General features: G+C 66.0%; 25 protein-coding genes. 10 read left to right on the top strand and 15 right to left on the bottom strand.

What is annotated here, in order from left to right; translation table 11 throughout:
- Positions 1-17: 17 nt before the first annotated feature.
- Entirely contained in the window at positions 18-854 is an 837-nt protein-coding gene (gene rsmI / locus G6N15_RS03555) for a 16S rRNA (cytidine(1402)-2'-O)-methyltransferase (protein WP_083088542.1), read from the top strand.
- Here the strand turns inward: rsmI and G6N15_RS03550 are convergent.
- The 6 genes from G6N15_RS03550 to G6N15_RS03525 form a co-directional block, all read right to left on the bottom strand.
- Positions 851-2,092: an aminodeoxychorismate synthase component I gene (locus tag G6N15_RS03550; RefSeq protein ID WP_083088541.1), complete on the bottom strand. Its 1,242-nt coding sequence runs from the start codon at positions 2,090-2,092 to the stop codon at positions 851-853. The genes rsmI and G6N15_RS03550 overlap by 4 nt on opposite strands.
- Positions 2,093-2,181: 89 nt before the next feature.
- A complete protein-coding gene (locus G6N15_RS03545; RefSeq protein WP_083088540.1) occupies positions 2,182-3,093 on the bottom strand; it encodes an RNA polymerase sigma-70 factor in 912 nt (303 codons plus the stop codon).
- The gene (locus G6N15_RS03540) at positions 3,090-4,265 is read right to left on the bottom strand and encodes an NAD(P)/FAD-dependent oxidoreductase (protein ID WP_083088539.1); all 1,176 of its coding nucleotides are present in this window, start codon (positions 4,263-4,265) and stop codon (positions 3,090-3,092) included. The genes G6N15_RS03545 and G6N15_RS03540 overlap by 4 nt, the downstream gene beginning before the upstream one ends.
- 80 nt (positions 4,266-4,345) lie before the next feature.
- The gene (locus G6N15_RS03535) at positions 4,346-4,882 is read right to left on the bottom strand and encodes a DUF447 domain-containing protein (protein ID WP_083088538.1); all 537 of its coding nucleotides are present in this window, start codon (positions 4,880-4,882) and stop codon (positions 4,346-4,348) included.
- Between the two features lie 44 nt (positions 4,883-4,926).
- On the bottom strand, positions 4,927-6,450 hold the full coding sequence (locus tag G6N15_RS03530; protein ID WP_083088557.1) for a multicopper oxidase family protein: 1,524 nt from the start codon (positions 6,448-6,450) through the stop codon (positions 4,927-4,929).
- Complete coding sequence (locus G6N15_RS03525; RefSeq protein WP_232070340.1) at positions 6,447-6,902, bottom strand: hypothetical protein; 456 nt, start codon at positions 6,900-6,902, stop codon at positions 6,447-6,449. The genes G6N15_RS03530 and G6N15_RS03525 overlap by 4 nt, the downstream gene beginning before the upstream one ends.
- A 122-nt stretch (positions 6,903-7,024) precedes the next feature.
- On the opposite strand from G6N15_RS03525, the gene G6N15_RS03520 reads away from it, so the two are divergent.
- Genes G6N15_RS03520 through G6N15_RS03510 form a run of 3 tightly spaced genes read left to right on the top strand, consistent with a single transcriptional unit; the run spans position 7,025 to position 8,696 of the window.
- A complete protein-coding gene (locus G6N15_RS03520; RefSeq protein ID WP_083088537.1) occupies positions 7,025-7,861 on the top strand; it encodes an NAD(P)H-binding protein in 837 nt (278 codons plus the stop codon).
- Positions 7,862-7,876: 15 nt separating this feature from the next.
- The gene (locus G6N15_RS03515; protein WP_083088536.1) at positions 7,877-8,326 is read left to right on the top strand and encodes a nitroreductase family deazaflavin-dependent oxidoreductase; all 450 of its coding nucleotides are present in this window, start codon (positions 7,877-7,879) and stop codon (positions 8,324-8,326) included.
- Positions 8,327-8,330: 4 nt separating this feature from the next.
- Positions 8,331-8,696 (top strand): DoxX family protein, encoded by a 366-nt coding sequence (locus G6N15_RS03510; RefSeq protein WP_083088535.1) that lies wholly within the window; start codon positions 8,331-8,333, stop codon positions 8,694-8,696.
- A 7-nt stretch (positions 8,697-8,703) separates the two neighbouring features.
- Here the strand turns inward: G6N15_RS03510 and G6N15_RS22940 are convergent, their stop codons facing one another.
- Positions 8,704-9,126: a MerR family transcriptional regulator gene (locus G6N15_RS22940; protein WP_083088534.1), complete on the bottom strand. Its 423-nt coding sequence runs from the start codon at positions 9,124-9,126 to the stop codon at positions 8,704-8,706.
- A 159-nt stretch (positions 9,127-9,285) separates the two neighbouring features.
- Between G6N15_RS22940 and G6N15_RS22935 the strand changes: the two genes are divergently transcribed.
- Complete coding sequence (locus G6N15_RS22935; protein ID WP_197910679.1) at positions 9,286-9,594, top strand: MBL fold metallo-hydrolase; 309 nt, start codon at positions 9,286-9,288, stop codon at positions 9,592-9,594.
- A gap of 3 nt (positions 9,595-9,597) precedes the next feature.
- Here the strand turns inward: G6N15_RS22935 and G6N15_RS03490 are convergent, their stop codons facing one another.
- Both G6N15_RS03490 and metG read right to left on the bottom strand, forming a co-directional pair.
- On the bottom strand, positions 9,598-10,536 hold the full coding sequence (locus G6N15_RS03490) for a questin oxidase family protein (RefSeq protein ID WP_083088533.1): 939 nt from the start codon (positions 10,534-10,536) through the stop codon (positions 9,598-9,600).
- A gap of 127 nt (positions 10,537-10,663) precedes the next feature.
- Positions 10,664-12,208, bottom strand: coding sequence for a methionine--tRNA ligase (gene metG, locus G6N15_RS03485; RefSeq protein ID WP_083088532.1), 1,545 nt, complete (start codon positions 12,206-12,208; stop codon positions 10,664-10,666).
- Between the two features lie 19 nt (positions 12,209-12,227).
- Here metG and G6N15_RS03480 point away from each other — a divergent pair, with 19 nt between their 5' ends.
- From G6N15_RS03480 to G6N15_RS03460, 5 genes are all read left to right on the top strand, one after another.
- Positions 12,228-13,085: a TatD family hydrolase gene (locus G6N15_RS03480; RefSeq protein WP_083088531.1), complete on the top strand. Its 858-nt coding sequence runs from the start codon at positions 12,228-12,230 to the stop codon at positions 13,083-13,085.
- A gap of 150 nt (positions 13,086-13,235) precedes the next feature.
- Complete coding sequence (locus tag G6N15_RS03475) at positions 13,236-14,363, top strand: resuscitation-promoting factor (RefSeq protein WP_083088530.1); 1,128 nt, start codon at positions 13,236-13,238, stop codon at positions 14,361-14,363.
- Positions 14,327-15,256, top strand: coding sequence for a 16S rRNA (adenine(1518)-N(6)/adenine(1519)-N(6))-dimethyltransferase RsmA (gene rsmA / locus G6N15_RS03470; RefSeq protein WP_083088529.1), 930 nt, complete (start codon positions 14,327-14,329; stop codon positions 15,254-15,256). Before G6N15_RS03475 ends, rsmA begins: the two co-directional genes overlap by 37 nt.
- A 77-nt stretch (positions 15,257-15,333) precedes the next feature.
- Entirely contained in the window at positions 15,334-16,284 is a 951-nt protein-coding gene (locus tag G6N15_RS03465) for a 4-(cytidine 5'-diphospho)-2-C-methyl-D-erythritol kinase (RefSeq protein ID WP_083088528.1), read from the top strand.
- Between the two features lie 310 nt (positions 16,285-16,594).
- Complete coding sequence (locus G6N15_RS03460) at positions 16,595-18,229, top strand: fatty acyl-AMP ligase (protein WP_083088527.1); 1,635 nt, start codon at positions 16,595-16,597, stop codon at positions 18,227-18,229.
- Positions 18,230-18,308: 79 nt separating this feature from the next.
- On the opposite strand, the gene pth is transcribed toward G6N15_RS03460, so the two are convergent.
- From pth to G6N15_RS03430, 6 genes are all read right to left on the bottom strand, one after another.
- Positions 18,309-18,905, bottom strand: a complete 597-nt coding sequence (gene pth / locus G6N15_RS03455) for an aminoacyl-tRNA hydrolase (protein ID WP_083088526.1) — start codon at positions 18,903-18,905, stop codon at positions 18,309-18,311.
- 3 nt (positions 18,906-18,908) lie between these two features.
- The gene (locus G6N15_RS03450) at positions 18,909-19,574 is read right to left on the bottom strand and encodes a 50S ribosomal protein L25/general stress protein Ctc (protein WP_083088525.1); all 666 of its coding nucleotides are present in this window, start codon (positions 19,572-19,574) and stop codon (positions 18,909-18,911) included.
- A 127-nt stretch (positions 19,575-19,701) separates the two neighbouring features.
- The gene (locus tag G6N15_RS03445; RefSeq protein ID WP_083088524.1) at positions 19,702-20,568 is read right to left on the bottom strand and encodes an oxidoreductase; all 867 of its coding nucleotides are present in this window, start codon (positions 20,566-20,568) and stop codon (positions 19,702-19,704) included.
- A 41-nt stretch (positions 20,569-20,609) separates the two neighbouring features.
- Positions 20,610-21,266, bottom strand: a complete 657-nt coding sequence (locus G6N15_RS03440) for an LpqN/LpqT family lipoprotein (protein WP_083088523.1) — start codon at positions 21,264-21,266, stop codon at positions 20,610-20,612.
- Positions 21,263-21,619 carry an arsenate reductase (glutaredoxin) gene (arsC, locus tag G6N15_RS03435; RefSeq protein ID WP_083088522.1) on the bottom strand — a complete coding sequence of 119 codons (357 nt, stop codon included), beginning with the start codon at positions 21,617-21,619 and terminating at the stop codon, positions 21,263-21,265. The genes G6N15_RS03440 and arsC overlap by 4 nt, the downstream gene beginning before the upstream one ends.
- The gene (locus tag G6N15_RS03430; RefSeq protein ID WP_083088521.1) at positions 21,620-22,600 is read right to left on the bottom strand and encodes a ribose-phosphate diphosphokinase; all 981 of its coding nucleotides are present in this window, start codon (positions 22,598-22,600) and stop codon (positions 21,620-21,622) included.
- Between the last annotated feature and the right edge of the window lie 52 nt (positions 22,601-22,652).

Here is a 22,652-nt window from a genome sequence, read left to right as displayed (position 1 = left end):
ATCGTAGGCTTTGGCCCATGAGCGGTGGTCGACTGTTGCTGGGCGCCACCCCGCTGGGGCAGCCGTCGGACGCCTCACCGAGGCTGATCGCCGCGCTGGGCTCTGCTGATGTGGTTGCCGCCGAGGACACCAGGCGGCTGCGCACGCTGGCCAAGGCGCTCGACGTCCACATCGCGGGCCGGGTGGTCAGTTTCTTCGACCAAAACGAGCCCGCCCGGGTTACGGCGCTCGTCGCCGAGATCATTGCCGGCGCGACCGTGCTGCTGGTCAGCGACGCTGGGATGCCCGTCATCAGCGACCCTGGGCATCGGCTGGTGACGGCCTGCGTCGACGCGGGTGTGCCCGTTACGTGCCTACCGGGTCCGTCGGCGGTGATCGCCGCGCTGGCGGTGTCCGGGTTGCCTTCCGACAAGTTCTGTTTCGAGGGTTTCGCCCCGCGCAAGCAGTCAGCGCGGAGGTCATGGCTGGCGTCGCTGGCCGAGGAGCGGCGCACCTGTGTGTTCTTCGAATCGCCGCGCCGGTTGGCCAACTGCCTGCACGACGCGGTCGACCAGCTCGGCGGGGCGCGTCGGGCGGCGGTGTGCCGGGAACTCACCAAGGTTCACGAGGAAGTCGTGCGCGGATCGCTGGAGGAGCTGGCCAAGTGGGCCGACGACGGTGTGCTGGGGGAGATCACCGTCGTGCTAGCCGGGGCGGCGCCGCAGGCTGACCTCCCGGCGCTGGTGGGCGAAGTAAACGAGCTGACGCACCAAGGCATTCGGGTCAAGGACGCATGCAGCCAGGTCGCGGCCGCGCATCCGGAACTGCGCTCGCGACGCGAGCTCTACGACGCTGTCGTGCGCTCGCGGAGCTAACCGGCGCGGGCGGGTGCGGTGACCGCGGATGTGAGGCCGAGGATCGGCGCGGCCTTGTGCAGACACTCGTCCCACTCCGCATCGGGATTCGAGTCGGCCGTGATTCCGCCGCCTGACCCCAACACCGCGTTTCCCGCAGCGTCGAACTCGACAGTGCGGATAGCCACGTTGAGCTCGCAGCCCGCCAGCGGTGACGCGAAACCAACTGTGCCGCAATACACTCCGCGGCTGGGCTGTTCCCATTGCGAAATTAGTTGCCGCGCACGTATTTTGGGAGTGCCGGTGACCGATGCCGGGGGAAAGGCGGCGTCGAGCAGCGCCGAAGTCGGCAGCTCGACGGGCACCCGCGCCGACACCGTCGACACCAAGTGCCACACGCCCGGCGCGCGCCGCACGGCCAGCAGCTCGGGCACGCTCACCGTGCCGGTGATCGCCACGCGGCCCAGGTCGTTACGGACCAGGTCGACGATCATGATGTTCTCGGCGACGTCCTTGACCGAGGCTCGCAGCGCCGAGGGAGACGCCTGCAACGGCAAAGTGCCTTTGATCGGGCTCGACGTGACGACCTCACCGCGGCGCCGCAGGAACAGCTCCGGCGACAGCGAAGCGACGGCCCCCCACGGTCCGGCCACATAAGCAGCTCGAGCCGGCGAGGTGGCGGCAACCGCGTCGACGAAGAAGTCCAGCGGCGCCCCGACCAGGCTTCCGGTGAACTGCGTGCACACGCACGCCTGATAGACCTCGCCCGCGGCGATCGCCTCCAGGCAGGCCAGCACCCCGGCACGGTGTGCCGCACGGTCGGCTGCAGCCCAGTTGATGCCCCAGTCGCGAGGCGGCGCCTGCGTCGCGAGCGCATCCGCCAGCCAGTCCGGCATGGGGGCACCGGAGAGGCTCTCGTAAAACCACTGGCCGCGGTGGTCGCAGCGCAGCACACAATCGGTCCAGCCGCCGGCGGCTTGCGAAACCTGCCGGGGTGCACCGACGGCGGCGTCAGGATAGGAGAGGTAGCCGATCCAGCCGCCGCCCACTGCTGTGCTGTCGCAGCCCGGCCGGACGGCGAAGACATCGCCGGGATCGACCGCTTGCGCCACGACACTCGGTGCGATCACTGCGAGCGCGCCGAACCATTTGCCGGTCAGCGCAGCCGGCGGCGGCAGGCCGAGCCGGTTGGTGGCGTCGCCCACGGCCCGCAGCACCCGCGGGGCTGCGCCGAGGTCGCCAAGCCGGTCGATGCGCACCGTCCTAGCTTGGTGTGTTGCGCCAGCAGACGCAAAAGTCCCCGACCCGCCCCGGCAAAAAGGGGCTTTTGTGTCTTCTCGCCGGTGGTTCAGCCGCGACTGATCTCGCGTGCGGTCGCGATCGCTGTCAGCTTGTCGGGATTGCGGATCGCGTAGAAGTTGGTGATCTTGCCGTCGACTATCTCGACGGTGAAGACTCCCTCGAGCTGGTCGTCGCGGTAGACGACCACGGCCGGCGCGGAGTTGCAGAGCACCATCTCCAGGCGTACGCCGGGCATGCGCCTGACCCACCTGCCCAGACCGATGATCGCGGTGGCGACCTTCTGGGCCCCGACGATCGGCCGGCGCGCCGCTGTCGCCTTGCCGCCACCGTCGGCGGTCCACACCACATCGGGAGCCAGCATTGACATCACGGTCTGCACGTCGCCGTTGGACGCCGCGGCCATGAACTCCGCGGCGATGCGCGCGTTCTGTTCGGGGTCGACGGGGGCGAAGCGCCGACGCCGCGCCTGCACATGTTCTCGCGCCCGGTGTGCGATTTGCCGTACCGTTGAAACGGATTTGTCTACAGCAGAAGCGATTTCGCTGTAGTCGAAGCCGAACACCTCCCGCAGCACAAACACCGCACGTTCGTCGGGGCTGAGCGTTTCCAACAAGACCAGCATCGCCATTGACACCGATTCGGCCAGCACCACATCCGCGCACGGATCCTGCTCTTCGAGCAGCAGCGGCTCGGGCAGCCATGGCCCGACGTAGTCTTCCCGGCGGCGCGCGTCGGCGCGCAGCGCGTTGAGTGCTTGGCGGGTGACCAGCTGGGCCAGATAGGACTTGGTGTCGCGCACAGCCGACAGGTCGACTTGCGACCACCGCAGATAGGCATCCTGCAGCACGTCGTCGGATTCGGTTGCGGAACCAAGGATTTCGTAGGCGATAGTGAACAGCAACGGCCGCAGCAGCGTGAACCGCTCGGCGTGCTCGGACGCATCCGACGAGGCGGTCACGAGACCGTGACCGCCTCGTGTGCGAGCCGCTCGGCCCGCTTGCCGCCCTTGAGCCAGGGGTTCGAACCGGGCTTGGTCGCCTCGCGGCGGATGCCCCACACCGTCCCCTTGCAGACCGCCTCCTTGACCCAGGCTGCGAACCGGCCGCCGAGGGCCAGGTTGATCGGCGTGTCGTCGAAGCGGGCGAGCTGGAAGGTGGCGTGCTTGCGGCCTAGGCTGACGCACTGTCCAACGAACGCCTGGTTCAGCACCGCCGGCTCGGTGCCGGCGATGCGGCTGAGCACCGTGTTGGCTGCCTGCACGCCCATTGGTCCGGCAGCCTGGCAACTCATTCGCAGCGGCTGGCCCGACGGGGCAGCGGCGTCTCCAGCCGCCACGATGCGCGGGTCGTCGATACTCGTCAACGCTTCGTCGGTGAGCAGTCGGCCCAGTTCGTCGGTGTTCAAACCGCTGCGCGCAGCCAAGTCCGGCACACCGAATCCCGCTGTCCATACCGTCACTGCGCTGCGCAGCACCGTGCCGTCGACGAGGCGAACTGCGCCGGGCGAAACCGATGCGACGACGGCGGTTTCAAGCACGTCGACACCGAGCCTGCGCAGACACTTACTCACCGAACGCCGACCAGCTGGACTCAATGACGGGCCGAGCAGTCCACCGCAGACCAGCGTGACGGGGCGGCCCTGCTCGGCCAGCTCCGCGGCTGTTTCGATGCCCGTCAGCCCGGCGCCGACCACTACGACGGGCGCGTCCGGGTGCAGTTCGTCGAGTGCGCGGTGCAGCCGCTGGGCGTATTCGAATTCAGCGATGGCATAAGCGAATTGCTCCGCACCGGGCACCACTGCCGGCGGTGTGCCGGTGCTGCCGACGGCGTAGATCAGATAGTCGTAGTCCAACCTGTCACCCGAGGCCAACACCACCTGGCGGTTGGCGGTGTCGATCCCCTTGGCGGTGTCAACCACCAGCCGGATGCCCTCACCCAGTAACGTGCCGTAGTCGACGGTGGCGGTACCAGTGCCGGCCACGTGCTGGTGCAAGCGGATTCGCTCGACGAACACCGGACGTGGGTTCACCAACGTGATATCGACGTCCGCGCGCAGCCGCAGGTGGTTGGCAGCCAAGGTTCCGGCGTATCCACCGCCGATGACCACGACGCGCGTGCGTGTGTCGGTCATGATGTCTCCTCTTCTCACGGGCGTGGTGCCCTAGAGACACCGCGAACGCGGCGGATGTGACACCGTGTGACCGACGTCACTCATGTCCGGTTAACATCGAACCGCGTCGCGCCAAACGGCTCGCTGGTGCCCAGCGCATAAACGGTCGCCGGCACGACCCGATACACATACCACGGTGGAGGACCCGCCGACTGAGCGCTGTACTCGGCCGTGAGTGCTGAACCGTCGACAACAGCCGGCCAACCTTGCTCGCGCAACGCCGCGGCTGCGGCGTGCAGCTCCGTGTCGTCGGTGACTCGGCGGGCTGTCGCCTCGATGACGAGGTCGAACGGTTCGGTGGCGACGCTGACGACGCAGCGGGGGTCGCGTCCCACGTTGCGGGATTTGCGTGTGTTAGGGCCCGAGGTGAAATACCAGGTGGCGTCGACCCCGACGATGCCGACCGGCATCACATGCGGGCTGCGATCGGGGTTGATCGTTGTCAGCCAAGCGGTGTGGCGATTGGGGCCGCCGCTGCCGGGGCCTTGGCTGAGGTCACTCCTCAATACCTCGTCCACCCGAGACCAGTCGATCGGTTGTGCACCGTAGCCGTCGAGATTGCGCCATGTGATCGTCATACCGATAGAGACCGCTGCCAAGGCGGAAACTCACCGCTACGGGATCATCGCTCGGTAACAAAGTCGGCCATCATCGCCATGTCTTCGTGCTCCAGGTTGTGGCAATGCAGCAGGTATGAACCGGTGTAGTCGGTGAACCGGGTGACGACCTCTACCGCCTCGGACGGGCGGATGTCGACAGTGTCCTTCCAGCCGCGGTCGAATGGTCCAGGGGCGCGGTTGTTTCGAGCGACCACCTGGAACTGGTTCAGGTGCACATGCACTGGGTGGCGGAACTCGGTGACGAATCGCCAGATCTCGACAGCACCGAGCTTGGGCGTCGCCAGCGCACGGCCGGGCTGATAGGCCAAATCGTTGATCGTCCACACGCCGCCGCGGCCTTGGCGGAACAAGAACGTGCGGGTGGCCACCGCCTGATGCGGATCCAAGACGCTGCTGGTGCTAAGCCGATGCGGCACAGCGGAATCATCAGAGCGATCTGCGCCCGTGACGTCGAATCGCATGACCTCAGCGGCGGTTCCAGTACCTAGACGGTTGACCAGTCGAACCTGTGCTCCGTGCTGGTAGCGAGAGAAGTCGACGATAACGTCGAAACGTTCGGCTGGAGCGATGTCGATCCAGTCGTGGGTTACCGGTCGGGTGAGCAGTCCGCCGTCGCCGCCGATTTGCACCAACGCGGAGCCGCCGGGCGGCTGCGGATCCAATTGCAGTCGGTAGCGGCGGGCGTTCGACGCATTGAGCAGTCGCAGCCGATACCGCGCCGGATCGGTGTGCAAGACCGGCCATGGTGCGCCGTTGACGAGGATGACGTCTCCCAGCACACCGTTCATGTAATCGCTTGTGACACGGGCGGATTCCATGGCTGGATAGCGGAAGGAGCCGTCGGCCGCGAATGCCCGATCGGTGACCATCAGCGGGATGTCACGATGGTCGCGGGGCAGTGGCAGCGCGTCTTCCTCGTCGTCGTGGACCAGGTGAAACCCGGCCAGACCGCGCCACACCGCCGCGCCGGTATAGCCCATGCGGTGATCGTGGTACCACAGCGTGGCAGCCCGCTGGTGCATCGGATATATGTACTCCCTTTGTCCGACAACGGCATTGCGCGCCATGCCCTCGGCCATCGAGCCCGATGTCGGCCAGATGAGGTCGGTCGGGTAGCCATCATGGTCGGCTGGGGTGTGGCCACCATGCAGATGCACCACCACTGGCACTGGCAGGGTATTGCGGTGGCGGACGACGGTGCGCCGGCCCGAGCGTGAAACGATCGTCGGTCCGGGAAAGCTGGTGCCGTACGTCCATGCTGGTGTCCTAAGCCCAGGCAATATCTGCAAATTCGTCGTCTGCTGGGTGACCTGGTAATAGTCGGCGACCCCATCGCTGGTGACCGGTTGCAACCGCTCGGGTATGGGCAGTGGCACCTGACAGGGGGCGGGCAGTCGGGTTTGACTGCGCAACAGCCGACCTGGCTCTGGTGAGCCCAGCAGCGCGTTGGCCAGCGGCCAGCTCGAACCCACGACGGCGAGGCCGGCTGTGGCGGCGCCGAGCCGCAGTGCGCTGCGCCGATTCACAGTGACGCCTGCGAAGGCTCGGCGGGCCGGCGCGTGGTGGGCAACCGCCACACCCAGGCGGTGAGCTGCAGAATAAAGGCGACTAACAGCACTCCGAGTGGGACGTGCAGACCGGTCAGCCGCAATTCGCCGGACGCGAACTCCGCGACCAGCAGTAGCGGGAGAACCAATCCGACCGCCATCAGCCGTCTCGGGCCGCCGGCCCTGATGACGAACACCAGCACGATGACTTGAACGGCCGAAAGCAGCGTGGTGGCTTTGGCTCCCACCGAGTGCAGCATCAGCGCGTTGTACTGGCCGCCGAGAAAACTCCCGGCGAACACCGCCTGTGTCACCGCCAGCACCGTCAACGCTGAGGTGGTGGCGCGGGCCAGCCAAAACGGCCAGCGCCGGTTGCGCTTGGCGTCGACGTCGCGAAACGGCACCTCCGCGTACGGTTTTGCGTCGGTCATGATCTCACGACGAAACAGCGCCACGAAAAGTTACGCGCTCCACGTGTAACTTTCTGAGCTCTCGACTCGTCGTTGCTGACAGGGCCGTACTGGCCACCACATCAAGGAATTGGAGTCAGACCATGACAATCGTCGTCACCGGAGCAACCGGCAATGTCGGCCGCCCGCTTGTTACTCAACTTGTCAACGCCGGCGTGAAGGTGCGCGCCGTGAGCCGTCATCCGGAATCCGCCGGGCTTCCTGCCGATGTCGACGTGGTGGACTCCGCCGCCGCGGCGATCCCGGGCGCATCAGCGGTCTTCCTCAACTCGCGTGCGCTGGGACAGGAGTTGAACGCCGTGGTGGACCAAGCGGTACGAGAAGGAGTCACCCGCTTGGTCGCACTGTCGGCGATCAACGCCGACGACGACTTCTCGCGCCAACCGTCGCGGACACGCGGCGACCGCAACAAGGAGGTGGAACAGTTCGCCGTCGAATCGGGGCTGGAATGGGTGAGCCTGCGGCCGTCGGTCTTCGTCACCAACTTCGTCGGCATGTGGTCGGCCCAGATCCGTGCAGGCGACCTTGTTCGCGGTCCCTACGCCGCGGCGTCCAATGCGCCGATCGTCGAAAGCGATATCGCTGAGGTCGCCGCGAAAGCTCTGCTCACCGATGATCTTGTGGGACGCAAGATTCCGTTGACGGGCCCGCAGGCCCTCACCAACGCCGAAATGGTTGACGTCATCGGCGCGGTACTGGGCCGGAGTTTGCAATACCAGGAGGTGCCAACCGAGCTGGTGCGTCAGCGCTTCGTCGGCCTGGGTTTTCCGCCCGAATTCGGCGATGCCTACATCGCGATGCTGGCCACCACCCTCGACGAGCCTGCCGTGGTTACCGACGAGGTCCCCAAGATATTGGGCCGGCCCGCGCAGTCGTTCGAGCGGTGGGTGGCCGAGCACCGCAACATCTTCACGAACTAGAAAGAGGAACAAGCCATGTCTGATCCAAAACCGCCGCGCTGGCTGAAACCGATGAACAAGTTCATGATCGCGGTGCAAAAGCTCGGCCTCCCAACGGGACCGCCGAGGGTGCTGACGGTGCCCGGTCGCAAGACCGGGCGGCCGCGCAGCACACCGATGACGCCGTTCACCTTTGATGGACATCTCTACGCCGTGGCCGGATTCCCCGGTGCTGACTGGGCGCGTAACGCCCGCGCGGCCGGTGTCGGGACGCTCAGCAAGGGCCGCAAGGCACGACGAGTGAAGATTGTGGAGGTGGCTCCCGAGGAGGCCCGCCCGGTACTGCGTGCGTATCCGGCCGAGGTGCCGGTCGGCGTCAGCTTCCTGAAGCGCTCTGGCCTCGTACGGCAGGGAACTCCCGAGGAAGTCGAGGCGCTCGCCGGCCGGATCGCGGTCTTCCGGCTCGATCCCCTTCCGGGTAGCTGAGGCCATGCACACCGCCTACATTGTCGTGACACTGGTCGCGATTGCCTGCAACGGATTTTCCGGCGTGAGCGCCTTGGTCCACTTCGCCCCGGTCATTCCGGGCATGCAGGCGGCTGGGGTGCCCCTGTCCTGGCTAACGTTTCCGATCGGCACACTCAAGACGCTCGGCACGTTGGGCCTTGTTGTCGGCCTGTGGATTCCGGCCATTGGTCTCGCGGCAGCGGCCGGACTGGTCATCTTTTTTGTCTGCGCGATGTACACCCATGTGCTGGCCCACGACATGTCGCCGCAATTTGGGCTTGCGTCGGTCCTGCTCGCCCTCAATAGCGCCACCTTGACGCTCACACTCGCCACACACCCGATTCTTTAGCTCGGTGTCATCGCCGGTCGCCACGGTTGCCCAGCGGCGAGGCGGCGAAGTCGTCTGTGTTGGCGAAGCCGGCGCATTCGGGACATTCGGACACGATGGGATGCACGCAGCTCAGTACATGCGCGAGGAACTGCTCTGCGCGTTGTAGGTTGTTGATCGCGCGAACGATTCGTTCGCGGTTGTGGCGACAATCCCGATGCGCTCCGCGCGGTTTGCGGCGTACAAGGCACGGATGTCGGCCAGCGACAATCCCGCCCTTTGGCACAGCCGGATGAGGCGCGCACGGGTCAGTAGTTTCGTCGTCATAGCGACGATGACCTGTCGATGTGCGCTGTGGAACCAGCACGCCGACGTCCTCCCAATGCCGAAGGACATGCGGCTCTATTCCCAGCTCCGCGGCGGCGCGCCCGATCGCGACTGTGTCGGCCATCTCACCGAACCTTCCCTTGACTTCAAGTCGACCTTAAGAAATAGCGTCGAACTCGTCCAATACCCCTGTCTGGAAAGGCCGCCCGCCCGTGCCCGGTTCCCCTGTTCGCTCGCCAAGCATCGCTCGCTGCTGCTCGGCGCTGGCCCATATTCCGATCGGATGGCTGCGGCCACGGTTGACCTTGCTGGCCACACCCCGGGAAGCGTGGGCGTACTCGCACACACCGATGGCGGCTGGATCCTATTAGCGGGCGACGCCGCTTGGCACACGCTGCAGATCGACGAGACCCGGCAAAAGACCAGCTATCCCGGTGGGCTTGCCGACGAAGACCGCGACCTGTCCTTTCAAACGCTGCACAGACTGCACAAAGCTCGACGAAGCATGCGCATCATCCCCACACATGACTACGCAGCATCGAGAAGCCTAGTGCCGCAGGGCATCACCTTCGACCGCCACGCGGGTGGCTGAGTTTCACGTCGGCCCTGACCTTTGCCGGATCAGGTTGGTGGCAGCACTTGCGGCGCCGAGATACCGCGGGTCCGGGCGCAAGGCATTCTCCCGCGCGGCAGCCTCGCAGATCTTGATCGCATGTTCGTCGCCGAGTTCAACGGCGGCAGCGGCGAGGTCGCTAAACGTGCGCTCGGTGTCTGGCTGGGCTGGCGTGTCCACCATGCGCTGCCCGCCGAAGGCGACGAACAATTCCCGGTTGACCTCGGCGATGGTGCGCAGCGACAGCGCATGCAGGTCAGCTGGTACTTCGGCCAGGAGCAGTCGCATCGCCGCCGGCGCGGTGATGGTGTGAATCAACGGAACTGGGAAGGAGGGCATGGTCGAGGTGTAGTGACCGGCGTATTCGGCCGTCAGCTCGCTCAGCGCCCGGTCGACGGCGCCCGCATCTAGATTGCCGCCGTCAACGGGGCCGGTTTCCAGTGGCTGGTACGTGGTCGCCCAGAGCGCGAGACCGCGGGCGAGTTCGTCCATCTGAAGCTCGGTGGGCTGAGCGCTATCCCGCAGCGAGCGCACGGCGTGAGCGGTGCGAATCAAGCCGTGGGTGAGTGACCCGGCGCAACCCGGCAACAGCCTCGGCCACCACCTCTGCAGCACATCTCGCCATGCCGCCTCGGCGAGTTCACGGCGAAACAGCTCTACCCAGTCGCCGCCGCGGTCGCGTTGGCCCAAGGAGGTCTGCCACTCGGTGATCGGCTGGGTCGGATCCGGCAGTGGTCCGTGTTGGCGGTGATGGATGTTAGCGTCAACCCAGCCGTCGACCTCGTCGCAGTAGCCGAGCTTGGCCAGCGCTTCGGCGGCCATCGGGCCGTGGTTGGCGAAGAAGTGACCAATGTAAAAACCGGTCGTGCGCAAGCGATCCAACGCAACATTCACCGCTTCGGTGTAGTCCAGCGATCCCATCACACGCCTCCTGCTACTACACCTACGACGGGTCGACCACCTAAAAAGTTACACCGCCGAGCAGACGCAAAAGCACCCTGATTTGGCTCGATTTGGGGACTTTTGCGTCTGGTCGCGCGACCGACGCTCATTCCGTCTGATAGCGCGGGAACACGGCCGTCGGCGGCGGCAAAACCGTGCCCGGGGCGAGCCGAGTCCCGACCGCACTGAACGACCGCGCGTCAGCGGGCTGGCCGAGCAAGTCCAGCAGCTTGGCCGCCGACTCCGGCATTACCGGCTGAACAAGCAGCGCCGCAATGCGGACCACCTCGCAGGTCACGTAAAGGACTGTGCCAAACCGTGCCTGGTCGTCCTGCGATTCGCTCTTGCGCAGTACCCACGGCTGCTGCGCCGAAAAGTACTTGTTGGCCGCACCGAGCATCCGCCAGATCGCCTCCAGCGCCAAATGCATGGCCTGGGTGTCGAAATGGCTCCGAACCTGTTGCAGCAGGGCGTCGGCAATACCCAGTAACTCTGTGTCGTCGGCGCTGAATCCACTTGGGGCGGCGACGATTCCGTCGAGATTCTTGGCCACCATCGACAGCGACCGTTGCGCGAGGTTGCCCAGCTCGTTGGCCAGGTCGGCGTTGATCCGGGTCATCATCGCCTCGTCGCTGTAGCTGCCGTCCTGGCCGAACGGGACCTCGCGCAGCAGGAAGTAGCGGACCTGGTCAACACCGAACGTGTCGATCAGCTCCACCGGGTCGATGACGTTGCCCACCGATTTGCTCATCTTCTCGCCGCGGTTGAGCAGAAATCCGTGTGCGAAAACCCTTCGCGGTAGCTCGATTCCGGCCGAGATCAAAAACGCCGGCCAGTACACCGCGTGGAACCTGATGATGTCCTTGCCGATCATGTGCAGATCGGCCGGCCAGTAGCGGCGGAACAGCTGCGAATCGGTGTCGGGGTAGCCGACACCGGTCAGGTAGTTGGTCAGCGCGTCGACCCACACGTACATGACGTGGTCGGGATGATCGGGCACCGGTATACCCCAGTCGAACGACGTCCGGGAGATGGACAGGTCGCGCAGCCCGCCGGAGACGAAGCTGACCACCTCGTTGCGCCGCACATCGGGACCGATGAAATCGGGGTTGGCTTCGTAGTGGGCCAGCAGCTTGTCGGCGTACGCCGAGAGCCGAAAGAAATAGGTCTGTTCCTCGGTCCAGGTCAGCGGCGCGCCGGTCTCGGTGGCAATCCGAGTCCCGTCGTCGAGCAGCTGGGTCTCCGATTCGACGAAGAACCGTTCGTCGCGCACCGAGTACCAGCCCGAGTAGATGTCGAGGTAGATGTCGCCGGCATCAGCCATCCGCTGCCAAATCGCCTTAGAGGCCGCATGGTGGTCGGTGTCGGTCGTGCGGATGAAGCGGTCGAACGAGATGTTGAGCCGCTCCTGCAGCCGCTGGAACACATCGGAATTGCGCCGGGCCAACGCAGCGGTCGGAATCCCCTCGGCCGCCGCCGCCTCGGCCATCTTCAGCCCATGTTCGTCGGTGCCGGTCAGAAACCGCACGTCGAAGCCGTCCAGCCGCTTGAACCGGGCGATCGCGTCGGTGGCGATGTACTCGTACACGTGCCCTAAGTGCGGTGCGGCATTGGGATACGTGATCGCGGTAGTGACGTAGTAGGGCCTCATCGAGAATCCACCCTATTGTGTGCGCGTGAGCTCCAACCGGACCGGTAAACGCGAGGCGCCCCCCGCCCCGGAGCCGTTGGCGCCGTTGATCGACGCCCACACCCACCTCGACGCGTGCGGCGCTGACGACGCCGACGGGGTGCGCGCCATCGTCGAGCGTGCCGCGGCCGTCGGAGTCACAGCGGTGGTGACCATCGCCGACGACCTGGGCTCGGCGCGTTGGGTGACCCGGGCGGCCGAATGGGATCCGCGGGTCTACGCCGCCGTAGCCCTGCATCCCACCCGCGCGCACACCCTCACCGACGCGGCACGCGCCGAAATCGAGCGACTGGCCGCCCATCCGCGGGTAGTGGCGATCGGCGAGACCGGGATAGACCTGTACTGGCCGGGCCGGCTCGACGATTGCGCCGAGCCGCAGGCACAGCGCGAGGCCTTCGCCTGGCATATCGATCTGGCCAAGCGGACCGGCAAACCGCTGATGATCCACAATCGGGAGGCTGACGCGGAAGTCCTCGAGGTCCTTACATCTGAGAGCGCCCCCGATTGTGTGATATTTCACTGCTTCTCGTCGGGTCCGGCGATGGCCCGCATCTGCGTCGATGCCGGTTGGCTGCTGAGCCTGGCCGGGACGGCCAGCTTCCGCAACGCCCGTGACCTGCGTGAAGCCGTTCCGCTGATCCCGAGCGAGCAGCTTCTGGTCGAGACCGACGCACCGTTTTTGACGCCGCATCCCTACCGTGGCGCTCCCAACGAGCCGTACTGCCTGCCCTACACTGTGCGGGCGTTGGCAGAACTCGTGGGACGACCGGCCGACGAGCTGGCGCAGGTCACCACGGCTAACGCTTGCCGCGCCTACCGGTTGGCAGCCGACTCTTAAGAGTCCGTTAAGAGCGTGGCGCTGGAGTTGCCCTAACTAGGCCAATTCGTTACCGTCTTGTGATCGAACGGGGGGCCTTGTCGGGCCCCTTTCGTTTGTGGCTGCTGACGGTGTCGTTGAAGTGTTGCTTAGGTCGGGGAAATACGAGCGTTGAACGTACTCACGAAGCTGCACCAGACTCCATCACCCATCCTGCGGCTTCTGGTCGCCGCGCTGTTGCTGGTCTTGACGTTCGCGGGCGGGTACGCGGTTGCTGCTCGGAAGACGGTGACGTTGAGCGTCGACGGAAACCGGTTGGCCGTGACCACGATGAAGTCGCGGGTGATCGACGTGCTCAAGGAAAACGGCTACGAGGTCGGCGACCGCGACGACCTGTACCCCAACGGTGACGAGCGCATCCATGACGCCGACGAGATAGTGCTGCGGCGCAGCCGGCCGTTGCAGATCTCCATGGACGGCCATGACACCAAGCAGGTGTGGACCACGGCGTCCACCGTCGACGAGGCGCTGGCCCAGCTGGCGATGACCGACACCGCGCCAGCCGCGGCCTCCCGGGGCAGCCGGGTTCCGCTGGCGGGGATGGCGCTGCCCGTCGTCACCGCAAAAACCGTCCAGATCAACGACGGCGGCGCCATGCGCACCGTGCATCTGGCCGCGCCGAATGTCGCCGGGCTGTTGGACGCCGCCGGTGTGCCGCTGCAGCAAAGCGACAAAGTGATGCCGAGCGCCTCGACGCCCGTCACCGACGGCATGCAGATCGAGGTGACCCGTATCCGCATGGAGAAGGTCACGGAGCGGGTACCGTTGCCGCCGGCCGCGCATCGCGTCGAAGACCCGGAGATGAACGTCAGCCGGCAGGTCGTCGAAGATCCCGGTAGCCCCGGCACCCAAGACGTAACGTTCGCCGTGGCCAAGGTCAACGGGGTGGAAACCGGCCGGCTGCCGGTGGCCAACACGGTGATCACACCGGCCCGCGACGCGGTGCTGCGGGTCGGCACCAAGCCCGGCACCGACGTGCCGCCGGTGCCCGAGGCCACCGTGTGGGATGTCATCGCCCGCTGCGAAGCCGGCGGAAACTGGTCAATCAACACCGGAAACGGCTACTACGGTGGTGTGCAGTTCGACCAAGGCACCTGGGAACGCAGCGGCGGCTTGCGCTATGCCCCCCGCGCTGACCTGGCTACCCGCGAAGAGCAGATCGCGGTCGCCCAGACGGTGCTCGAACGGCAAGGCTGGGGCGCCTGGCCGGTGTGCAGCGGAAGAGCAGGTGCGCGCTGACCATCCGGCTGCTGGGCCGCACCGAGATCAGACGGCTGGCTAAAGACCTCGAGTTCCGGCCACGAAAGGCGTTGGGGCAAAACTTCGTTCACGACGCCAACACGGTGCGTCGGGTGGTGTCGGCGTCCGGGGTGAGCCGGTCCGACCACGTGCTGGAAGTGGGGCCCGGTTTGGGCTCGCTGACGCTGGCGTTGCTCGACCGTGGTGCCGCCGTTACCGCCGTCGAGATCGACCGCGTGCTGGCCGGCCGGCTGGAGCAGACCGTTGCCGAGCACTCCCACAGCGAGGTGCACCGGCTGACCGTGCTCAACCGCGACGTCTTGTCGATCCGCCGCAACGATCTGGCGGCCGAACCGACTGCGGTGGTTGCCAACCTGCCCTACAACGTCGCGGTTCCGGCGTTGTTGCATCTGCTCGCCGAGTTCCCATCGGTGCGCACCGTCATGGTGATGGTGCAGGCCGAGGTGGCCGAACGGCTCGCCGCTGAACCCGGTGGCAAGGAGTACGGCGTGCCCAGCGTCAAGATGCGGTTTTTCGGTCGGGTCCGCCGCTTCGGCACGGTGTCGCCGACGGTTTTCTGGCCGATTCCGCGGGTCTACTCCGGCCTGGTGCGCATCGACCGTTACGACGTGTCGCCCTGGCCCACCGACGAGGCCTTCCGCCGACGCGTGTTCGAACTGATCGACATCGCATTCGCTCAGCGGCGCAAGACGTCTCGCAACGCCTTCGCCGAATGGGCGGGTTCGGGCAACGAATCCGCAAAGCGGCTGCTGGCCGCCAGCATCGATCCCGCCCGCCGTGGCGAGACGCTGTCCATCGAGGACTTCGTGCGATTGCTGCGCCGCTCAGGGGAGTGGAACGACAACACTGCTGCCGGCCAAGAGGCGTCATAGCAGCGGACCGCGGTGCGGCGGTCGCCGCGTGAATCCGTGTGGTTTGCGTGTCCCGGCGATACTCTCGTGCGGTGCCGATGGACGGAAGCACCGCCGCTCAGTGGGTCCCCACTGGGTCGGTGACGGTCCGGGTGCCCGGAAAAGTCAACCTCTACCTCGGCGTCGGGGATCGCCGCGCCGACGGTTACCACGAGCTGACGACGGTGTTCCAGGCGGTTTCACTGGTCGATGAAATTACTGTTCGCAACGCCGACGTGCTCTCGCTCAAGGTCAGCGGCGAAGGGGCCGACGAAGTGCCCACCGATGAGCGCAACCTGGCTTGGCAAGCGGCCGAGCTGATGGCCGAACACGTCGGCCGGGCACCAGATGTTTCGATCACCATCGACAAATCCATTCCGGTCGCCGGCGGGATGGCAGGCGGAAGCGCCGACGCCGCCGCGGTACTGGTCGGCATGAACGTCCTGTGGGAGCTCGGCGTGCCGCGTCGTGACCTTCACGCGCTCGCCGCGAAGCTGGGCAGCGACGTGCCGTTCGCGCTGCATGGCGGCACCGCGCTGGGAACCGGGCGCGGCGAGGAGCTGGCCACGGTGCTGTCGCGCAACACCTTCCACTGGGTGCTGGCATTTGCCGACAGCGGCCTGTCGACGGCAGCGGTGTTCGCCGAGCTCGACCGGTTGCGGGAGGTTGGAGAACCGCCGCGGCTTGCTGAGCCCGGCCCTGTACTGGCAGCCCTCGCCGCCGGCGATCCGCAACAGTTGGCGCCCTTGCTGGGTAACGAGCTGCAAGCGGCCGCGGTGAGCCTGGACCCGGCGCTGCGCCGTGCCTTGCGTGCCGGTGTCGAGGCGGGCGCACTGGCGGGCATCGTCTCTGGATCTGGTCCCACCTGCGCATTCCTGTGCTCGTCGGCGAGTTCGGCGATCGACGTCGGCACTCAGCTGTCCGGCGCCGGCGTGTGCCGCACTGTGCGCGTCGCCAGCGGACCGGTGCACGGTGCCCGCGTGGTGCCGGCGCCGGTGACCGAAGTGTGACCTGAGCCTCAAACTCCGCCACGGTTTGGCGGTTACTTAAGAGGAGCTTAAGATGATCCGCGGTGACGACTAGCGGTCAAACAATGTGCCCAATCGCACCGCCCGCCGGCTATCGCGGTGGGCGGGCAACCAGCCGCCACAGCGGCCGTCTTTCCGCTATCCGTCCAGCCTCTGCCGAGGCATCTTACGCATCACCGATTCGAGACATAACCGCTGCCCAATTGTGTGCACGGCTCTACTGCACATTGCCCGCTAGCAGGGGCAGCATGAAATCCCGGGCCTGGAAAGCGCCGGTGCCAAGGAGGGTGTCGTGAGCAGGTTTACCGAGAAGATGTACCGCAACGCCCACACCAGCCCTCGCGGCATGGTCACCGGCGAGCCGCACAACCCGGTCCGGCACACCTGGCGCGAAGTACACGAGCGGGCCCGCCGCATCGCCGGTGGACTGGCCGCCAACGGCATCGGCCACGGTGACGCAGTCGGTGTGCTCGTCGGCGCCCCGGTCGAGATCGCGCCGACGGCGCAGGGTTTGTGGATGCGCGGCGCCAGTCTCACCATGCTGCATCAGCCCACCCCGCGCACCGACTTGGCGGTGTGGGCCCAGGACACCACCACGGTCATCGACATGATCGAGGCTAAAGCGGTCATCGTCTCCGACCCGTTCATGGCGGCCGCACCAGTGCTGGAGCAGCGGGGCGTCAAGGTGATGACCGTCGAGCAGCTGCTGGACTCTGACCCGATCGACCCCATCGACACCGACGAGGACGATCTGGCGCTCATGCAGCTGACGTCGGGTTCGACCGGATCTCCTAAAGCGGTTCAGATCACGCACCGCAACGTGTACTCCAACGTCGAAGCCATGTTCGTCGGCGTCAAGTACGACCTCGAAAAAGACGTGATGATCAGCTGGCTGCCCTGTTTCCACGACATGGGCATGATCGGCTTTTTGACCGTCCCCATGTACTTCGGCGCCGAGCTGGTCAAGATCACGCCCCTGGATTTCCTGCGCGACACGCTGCTGTGGGCCAAGCTGATCGACAAGTACAAGGGCACATTCATCTGCGGCCCCAACTTCGCTTATTCGCTGTTCGCCAAGCGGCTGCGCAAGCAAGCCAAGCCCGGCCAGTTCGACCTGTCGACCCTGCGGATCGCGATGTCGGGTGCCGAACCGGTGGACCCCGCCGACGTCGAGGACCTGATCGAGGCGGGCAAGCCGTTCGGACTGCGGCCGGAGGCCATCCTGCCCGCTTACGGCATGGCCGAAACCACGCTGGCGGTGTCCTTCTCGCCGGTGGAACAGGGACTGATCGTCGACGAGGTGGACGCCGACCTGCTCGCTGCGCTGCGGCGGGCGGTGCCGGCCACCAAGGGCAACACCCGTCGGCTGGCTTCGCTGGGGCCGGTGCTCGACGGAATCGAGGCGCGCATAGTCGACGAGGACGGCAATGTGCTGCCGCCGCGCGGTGTCGGGGTGATCGAGTTGCGTGGCGAGCCGATCACCCCGGGCTACGTGACGATGGGTGGGTTCATCCCCGCGCAAGACGAGCACGGCTGGTATGACACCGGCGACCTGGGCTACATGATGGAGAACGGTCACATTGTGGTCTGCGGTCGGGTCAAGGACGTCATCATCATGGCCGGCCGTAATATCTATCCCACCGACATCGAGCGGGCGGCGTGCCGGGTTCCCCGCGTGCGGCCGGGCTGTGCGGTGGCGGTGCGACTCGATGCCGGCCATTCACGTGAGACGTTTGCCGTCGCAGTGGAGTCCAACGCCTACGAGGACCCGGCTGAAGTGCGTCGCATCGAGCACGAGGTGGCGCACGAGGTCGTCACCGAGGTCGACGTGCGGCCGCGCAACGTCGTCGTGCTGGGACCGGGCACCATCCCGAAGACACCGTCGGGCAAGCTGCGCCGCGCCAACTCCGTCACGCTGGTTACCTAACGGCGCCGCTTGCCGAGTGGCCACTTACGACACGTTATCCGCAAAAAAAGGCGTGTAATAACTGGCCACTCGCCGCGAATCACCACGCGTGCACACGGTTTTGGGCCGGCTCCAACCCGAGTTCGATGAGCAACTCCGTGGCGTCGGCGGCCTGCTCGCAGATCGTCGGCACCTCGGTGCGCTCAGCGGCGGTGAAGTTCTCCAACACGAACGCCGCCGGGTCCTTCCGTCCGGGCGGACGCCCGATGCCGATGCGCACCCGCTCGAAGTCCTTGGTGCCCAACGCCGCAACCACCGAGCGCAGCCCGTTGTGGCCGCCTTCGCCGCCGCCGAGCTTTAGCCGGATGCGACCGAAGTCCAAGTCCAGATCGTCGTGGATGACGATGATGTCGGCCGGCGGCACCGAGTAGAACTTGGCCAGCGGCGCAACTTGTCGGCCCGACTCGTTCATATAACTGCGCGGCTTGGCCAACACCACTGCGGAGCCTCCGAGTCGGCCGGTGGCGATCTCCGCGCCAGAACGCTTGTGCGCCTTGAACGTCGACCCCAGTCGCGCGGCAAGCAGGTCGGCGACCATGAATCCGAGGTTGTGCCGGGTCCGAGCGTAGTTGGGTCCCGGGTTGCCAAGGCCGACCACCAGCCGGGGCCCCCGCGAAGCAGGGGACGGTTCGGCCATGCGCTACTCGGACTCGGCCTCGCCGGCCTCGGCTTCCTCGGCGGCCTCTTCCGGGGCCTCTTCGCGTTCCGGCACCTCGCCGGCACCCTCTGCCTCCAGTTCCTCGGCCGTCGGTGCGTGGCCGACATTGACGACCAACTGGTCTGGATCGGTGATCAGCCTGACGCCGGCCGGTAGCGCGATCTGCCCAGCGGTGAACTGCGTGTCGGGCTCCGCGCCCTCGACCGACACCGTCAGCTCCTCAGGAATCGACAGCGCCTCAGCCTCGATCTCGATCGTGCTGGTTTCCTGAGTGACCAAGGTGCCCGGCGGGGGCTCACCCACGACGTCGACGGTGACTTCGACGGTCACTTTCTCGCCACGGCGCACCAACAGCAGGTCCGCGTGCTGGATGGTGTGTCGAATCGGGTGGACGTCGATCGCCTTGGTCAACGCCAGCTGCTCCTTGCCGTCAATGTCGAGGGTCAGCACGGCGTTGGTGCCCGAGTGCCGCAACACCGCGGCGAAGTCGTGGCCAGGCAACTCCAGATGCTGCGGCTCACTGCCGTGGCCGTAGAGGACCGCTGGGATCTTGCCGTTGCGCCGGGCCCGGCGGGACGCGCCTTTGCCGGTCTCTGTGCGCACCGACACGCTCAGCTGATTGGTTGACGAACCCGCAGACTTGGCCATGGTGTCGCTCCTTGCGTTGGTCAGGCACGGCCAGCATCGCGACAACCAGGAAGGTCCCCGTCGATAACGGTGGCCGCCAGCGCAGCCACCCTCGCCGTGACGCCCGACAGGCTAGCGCATCAGCGGCTCAAAGCGGAAATTTGACGCCGGTGAGCTGTTCGGAGAGCTCCCACAGTGCGGCGGCGGTGCTTTCCCGCTTAGCCAGCGGGCTGCGGGCTACGGGCTGGGTGCGGCCGAGCATGCCAAAGCGTGGCCCGATGAACGTGTCGCCCGCCAAGTCCTGCGACGCGGCGTACAGCGTCTGGCGGGCGCCGAAGTCGGCGTCGGTGGCGAAAAACCGGTTGCCGATCGCCATCAGCGCGTCTTCGACCCGGTTACCGGAATGCCCCTGCAGATTGGTTCGCGAATAGCCGGGATGGACAGCCACCGCGCGCAGCGGTGAGCCAACCGAATCCAGCCGCCGCTGCAATTCGCTGGTGAACAACAGGTTGGCCAGTTTGGACTGGCCGTAGGCCAGCCACCGCGAGTATCGCCGCGACTGCCAGTTCAGGTCATGAAGGTTGATGCGGCCCATCCAGTGGAAGAACGACGACACCGTCACCACCCTGTCGGTCAGCTTAGGCAGCAACAGATTCGTCAGCGCGAAGTGACCGAGGTGATTGGTGCCGATCTGACTTTCGAAGCCGTCAACGGTCCTGGCCTCCGGGGTGGCCATGATGCCGGCATTGTTGATCAGCACGTCGACCCTGTCGATGGTGTCGGCGAAGTCGCGCACCGAGGCCAAGTCCTGCAAGTCGAGTCGGCGCACCTCGACGTTGCCGGTCATCTGCCGGGCGGCGGCCTCGCCTTTCTCGGTGTTGCGTGCCGCCACGATGACCTGAGCGCCGACCCGGGCCAGTTCGCCGGCCGCCACCGCGCCCAGGCCACTGTTGGCACCGGTGACAATCACGGTGCGTCCGGCGAATGACGGCAAGTCTGCGGCGGTCCAACCCATGGCGGATACAGTAACGCCGCCAAGGCACACGATGCTCCTGGCTACTTGGCGGCGACGGTGAACCCGGCGATGATCGCCTCGATGTCCTGCGCGTCGGGGAAGGCTTGGTCGGCCATGCTGGTGATCGTGAGCTGAACGAGGTAACGCTGCTTGGCCGGAGGGGATCCGGTAGCGATGACGACCCGGTTCCAGCCGTGCAGCCGTTTGCCGTTGAGGTCGTAGCTGCCCTCGATCATCGACGACGGGAAGCCGTGGAAGTCGGCTGTGGACGCGTTCAATTTCTTGAAATTCTCCGAGCGTTCGGCGTCGGCGTTGGCATGCTTGATCACGTCTGCGGTATTGAAGTCCCCGCCCAGCTTGAACACCATCAGCATCGCGATCGGGTAGCTGCCGTTCTTGGCGATCGCCTGGGTGGCCGGAGTGATGCTGGGGTTGTTGAATTTCTCCCAGCCCGGTGGTGTGGGGATCGACACCGTCAGATCGGTCAGCTTGTCGGGGGCCACCTGTTCCCCGGTGACGCCGATGCCTTCCAGGTACTGGCCGAGCGGCTGGGGCTCCGGGGCGGTCGTCGTGGTGCTGGTCGTCGAGCTCGTCGTCCAAACCGACTGGTAGTCAGGTTCTTTCGCGCTACAGCCGACCGCGGTCAGCGCCAGGAGCACGACGGCGCCCGCACATCGCCTGATCGCGGTGAGCCTCACAGAATCTCGTGGACCGCGTCAACCGGACGAGCCAGCCGGGTGCCCTTGGCCGTCACGACGAATGGGCGTTGGATCAAGATGGGATGTTCGGCCATCGCGTCGAGCAACTCCTCGTCGGTGGCGTCGGCCAGGTTCAGCTCGGCGTACAGCGGCTCACGGGTGCGCACCGCGGTGCATACATCGATGCCGGCGTCGCGGATCATCTTCACCAGCTGCTCACGCGACGGAGGAGTCTTCAAGTATTCGACGATGGTTGGCTCGATGCCGTTGTCGCGCAACAACTCCAATGTTTTGCGCGACGTGCTGCACTTGGGGTTGTGGTAGATGACAGTATCGTTCGAGGTACCGGGCATTTACGCGTCTCCGTCGAAAAGCCCTGTCACCGAACCGTTTTCGAAGACCGCACGGATAGTGCTGGCTAACAGGGGCGCAATCGACAACACCGTCAGTTGCGGGAAACGCTTGGTCTCGTCGATCGGCAGCGTGTTGGTGACGATCACCTCACGGGCCCCGCACTCCGCCAACAGCCTGGGCGCAGGATCGGACAACACGCCGTGGGTGGCGGCGACGATCACGTCTCCGGCGCCGTCCTCCTTCAGCAGGGGCACGGCTGCGGCGATGGTGCCACCGGTGTCGATCATGTCGTCGATCAGGATGCACGTCTTGCCCGCGACCTCGCCGACGACGCGGTTGGACTTGACCTGGTTGGGCACCCGTGGGTCGCGAGTCTTGTGGATGAAGGCCAGCGGAACGCCCCCGAGCGAGTCGGCCCACTTCTCGGCGATGCGCACCCTGCCGGAGTCGGGGGAGACGACCACGAGGTCGTGGCCGCTGTAGTTGTCCTTGAGGTAGCCGGTGAGCAGGTTCTGCGCGCGCATGTGGTCGACGGGCCCGTCGAAGAAGCCCTGGATCTGGTCGGTGTGCAGGTCGACCGTCACGATCCGGTCGGCCCCGGCCGTCTTGAGCAGGTCGGCGACCAGGCGCGCCGAGATCGGTTCGCGGCCGCGGTGCTTTTTGTCCTGGCGGGCGTAGGGATAGAACGGTACGACGGCGGTGATCCGCTTGGCGCTGCCCCGCTTGAGCGCGTCGAGCATGATCAGCTGTTCCATCAGCCACTTGTTGAGCGGCGCGGGATGTGACTGCAAGACGAATGCGTCGCAGCCCCGTACGGATTCGTGGTAGCGCACGAAGATCTCGCCGTTGGCGAAGTCACGGGCAGTTTGCGCGGTGACGTGGACGTCGAGTTCCTTGGCGACCTGTTCGGCCAGCTCAGGGTGCGCTCGACCCGCGAACAGCATCAAGTTTTTGCGGTTGTCGGTCCAGTCGTGGCTCACGTGGTGCCCCCGCCGTTCGGATCGCGATATGTGCCTAACAGTGCCTAAATAG

The organism is Mycobacterium noviomagense, from assembly GCF_010731635.1.
Taxonomy (GTDB): domain Bacteria; phylum Actinomycetota; class Actinomycetes; order Mycobacteriales; family Mycobacteriaceae; genus Mycobacterium; species Mycobacterium noviomagense.
The sequence above is the reverse complement of the archived record's forward strand: the minus strand, read 5'-3'. Positions and strand labels throughout refer to the sequence as shown.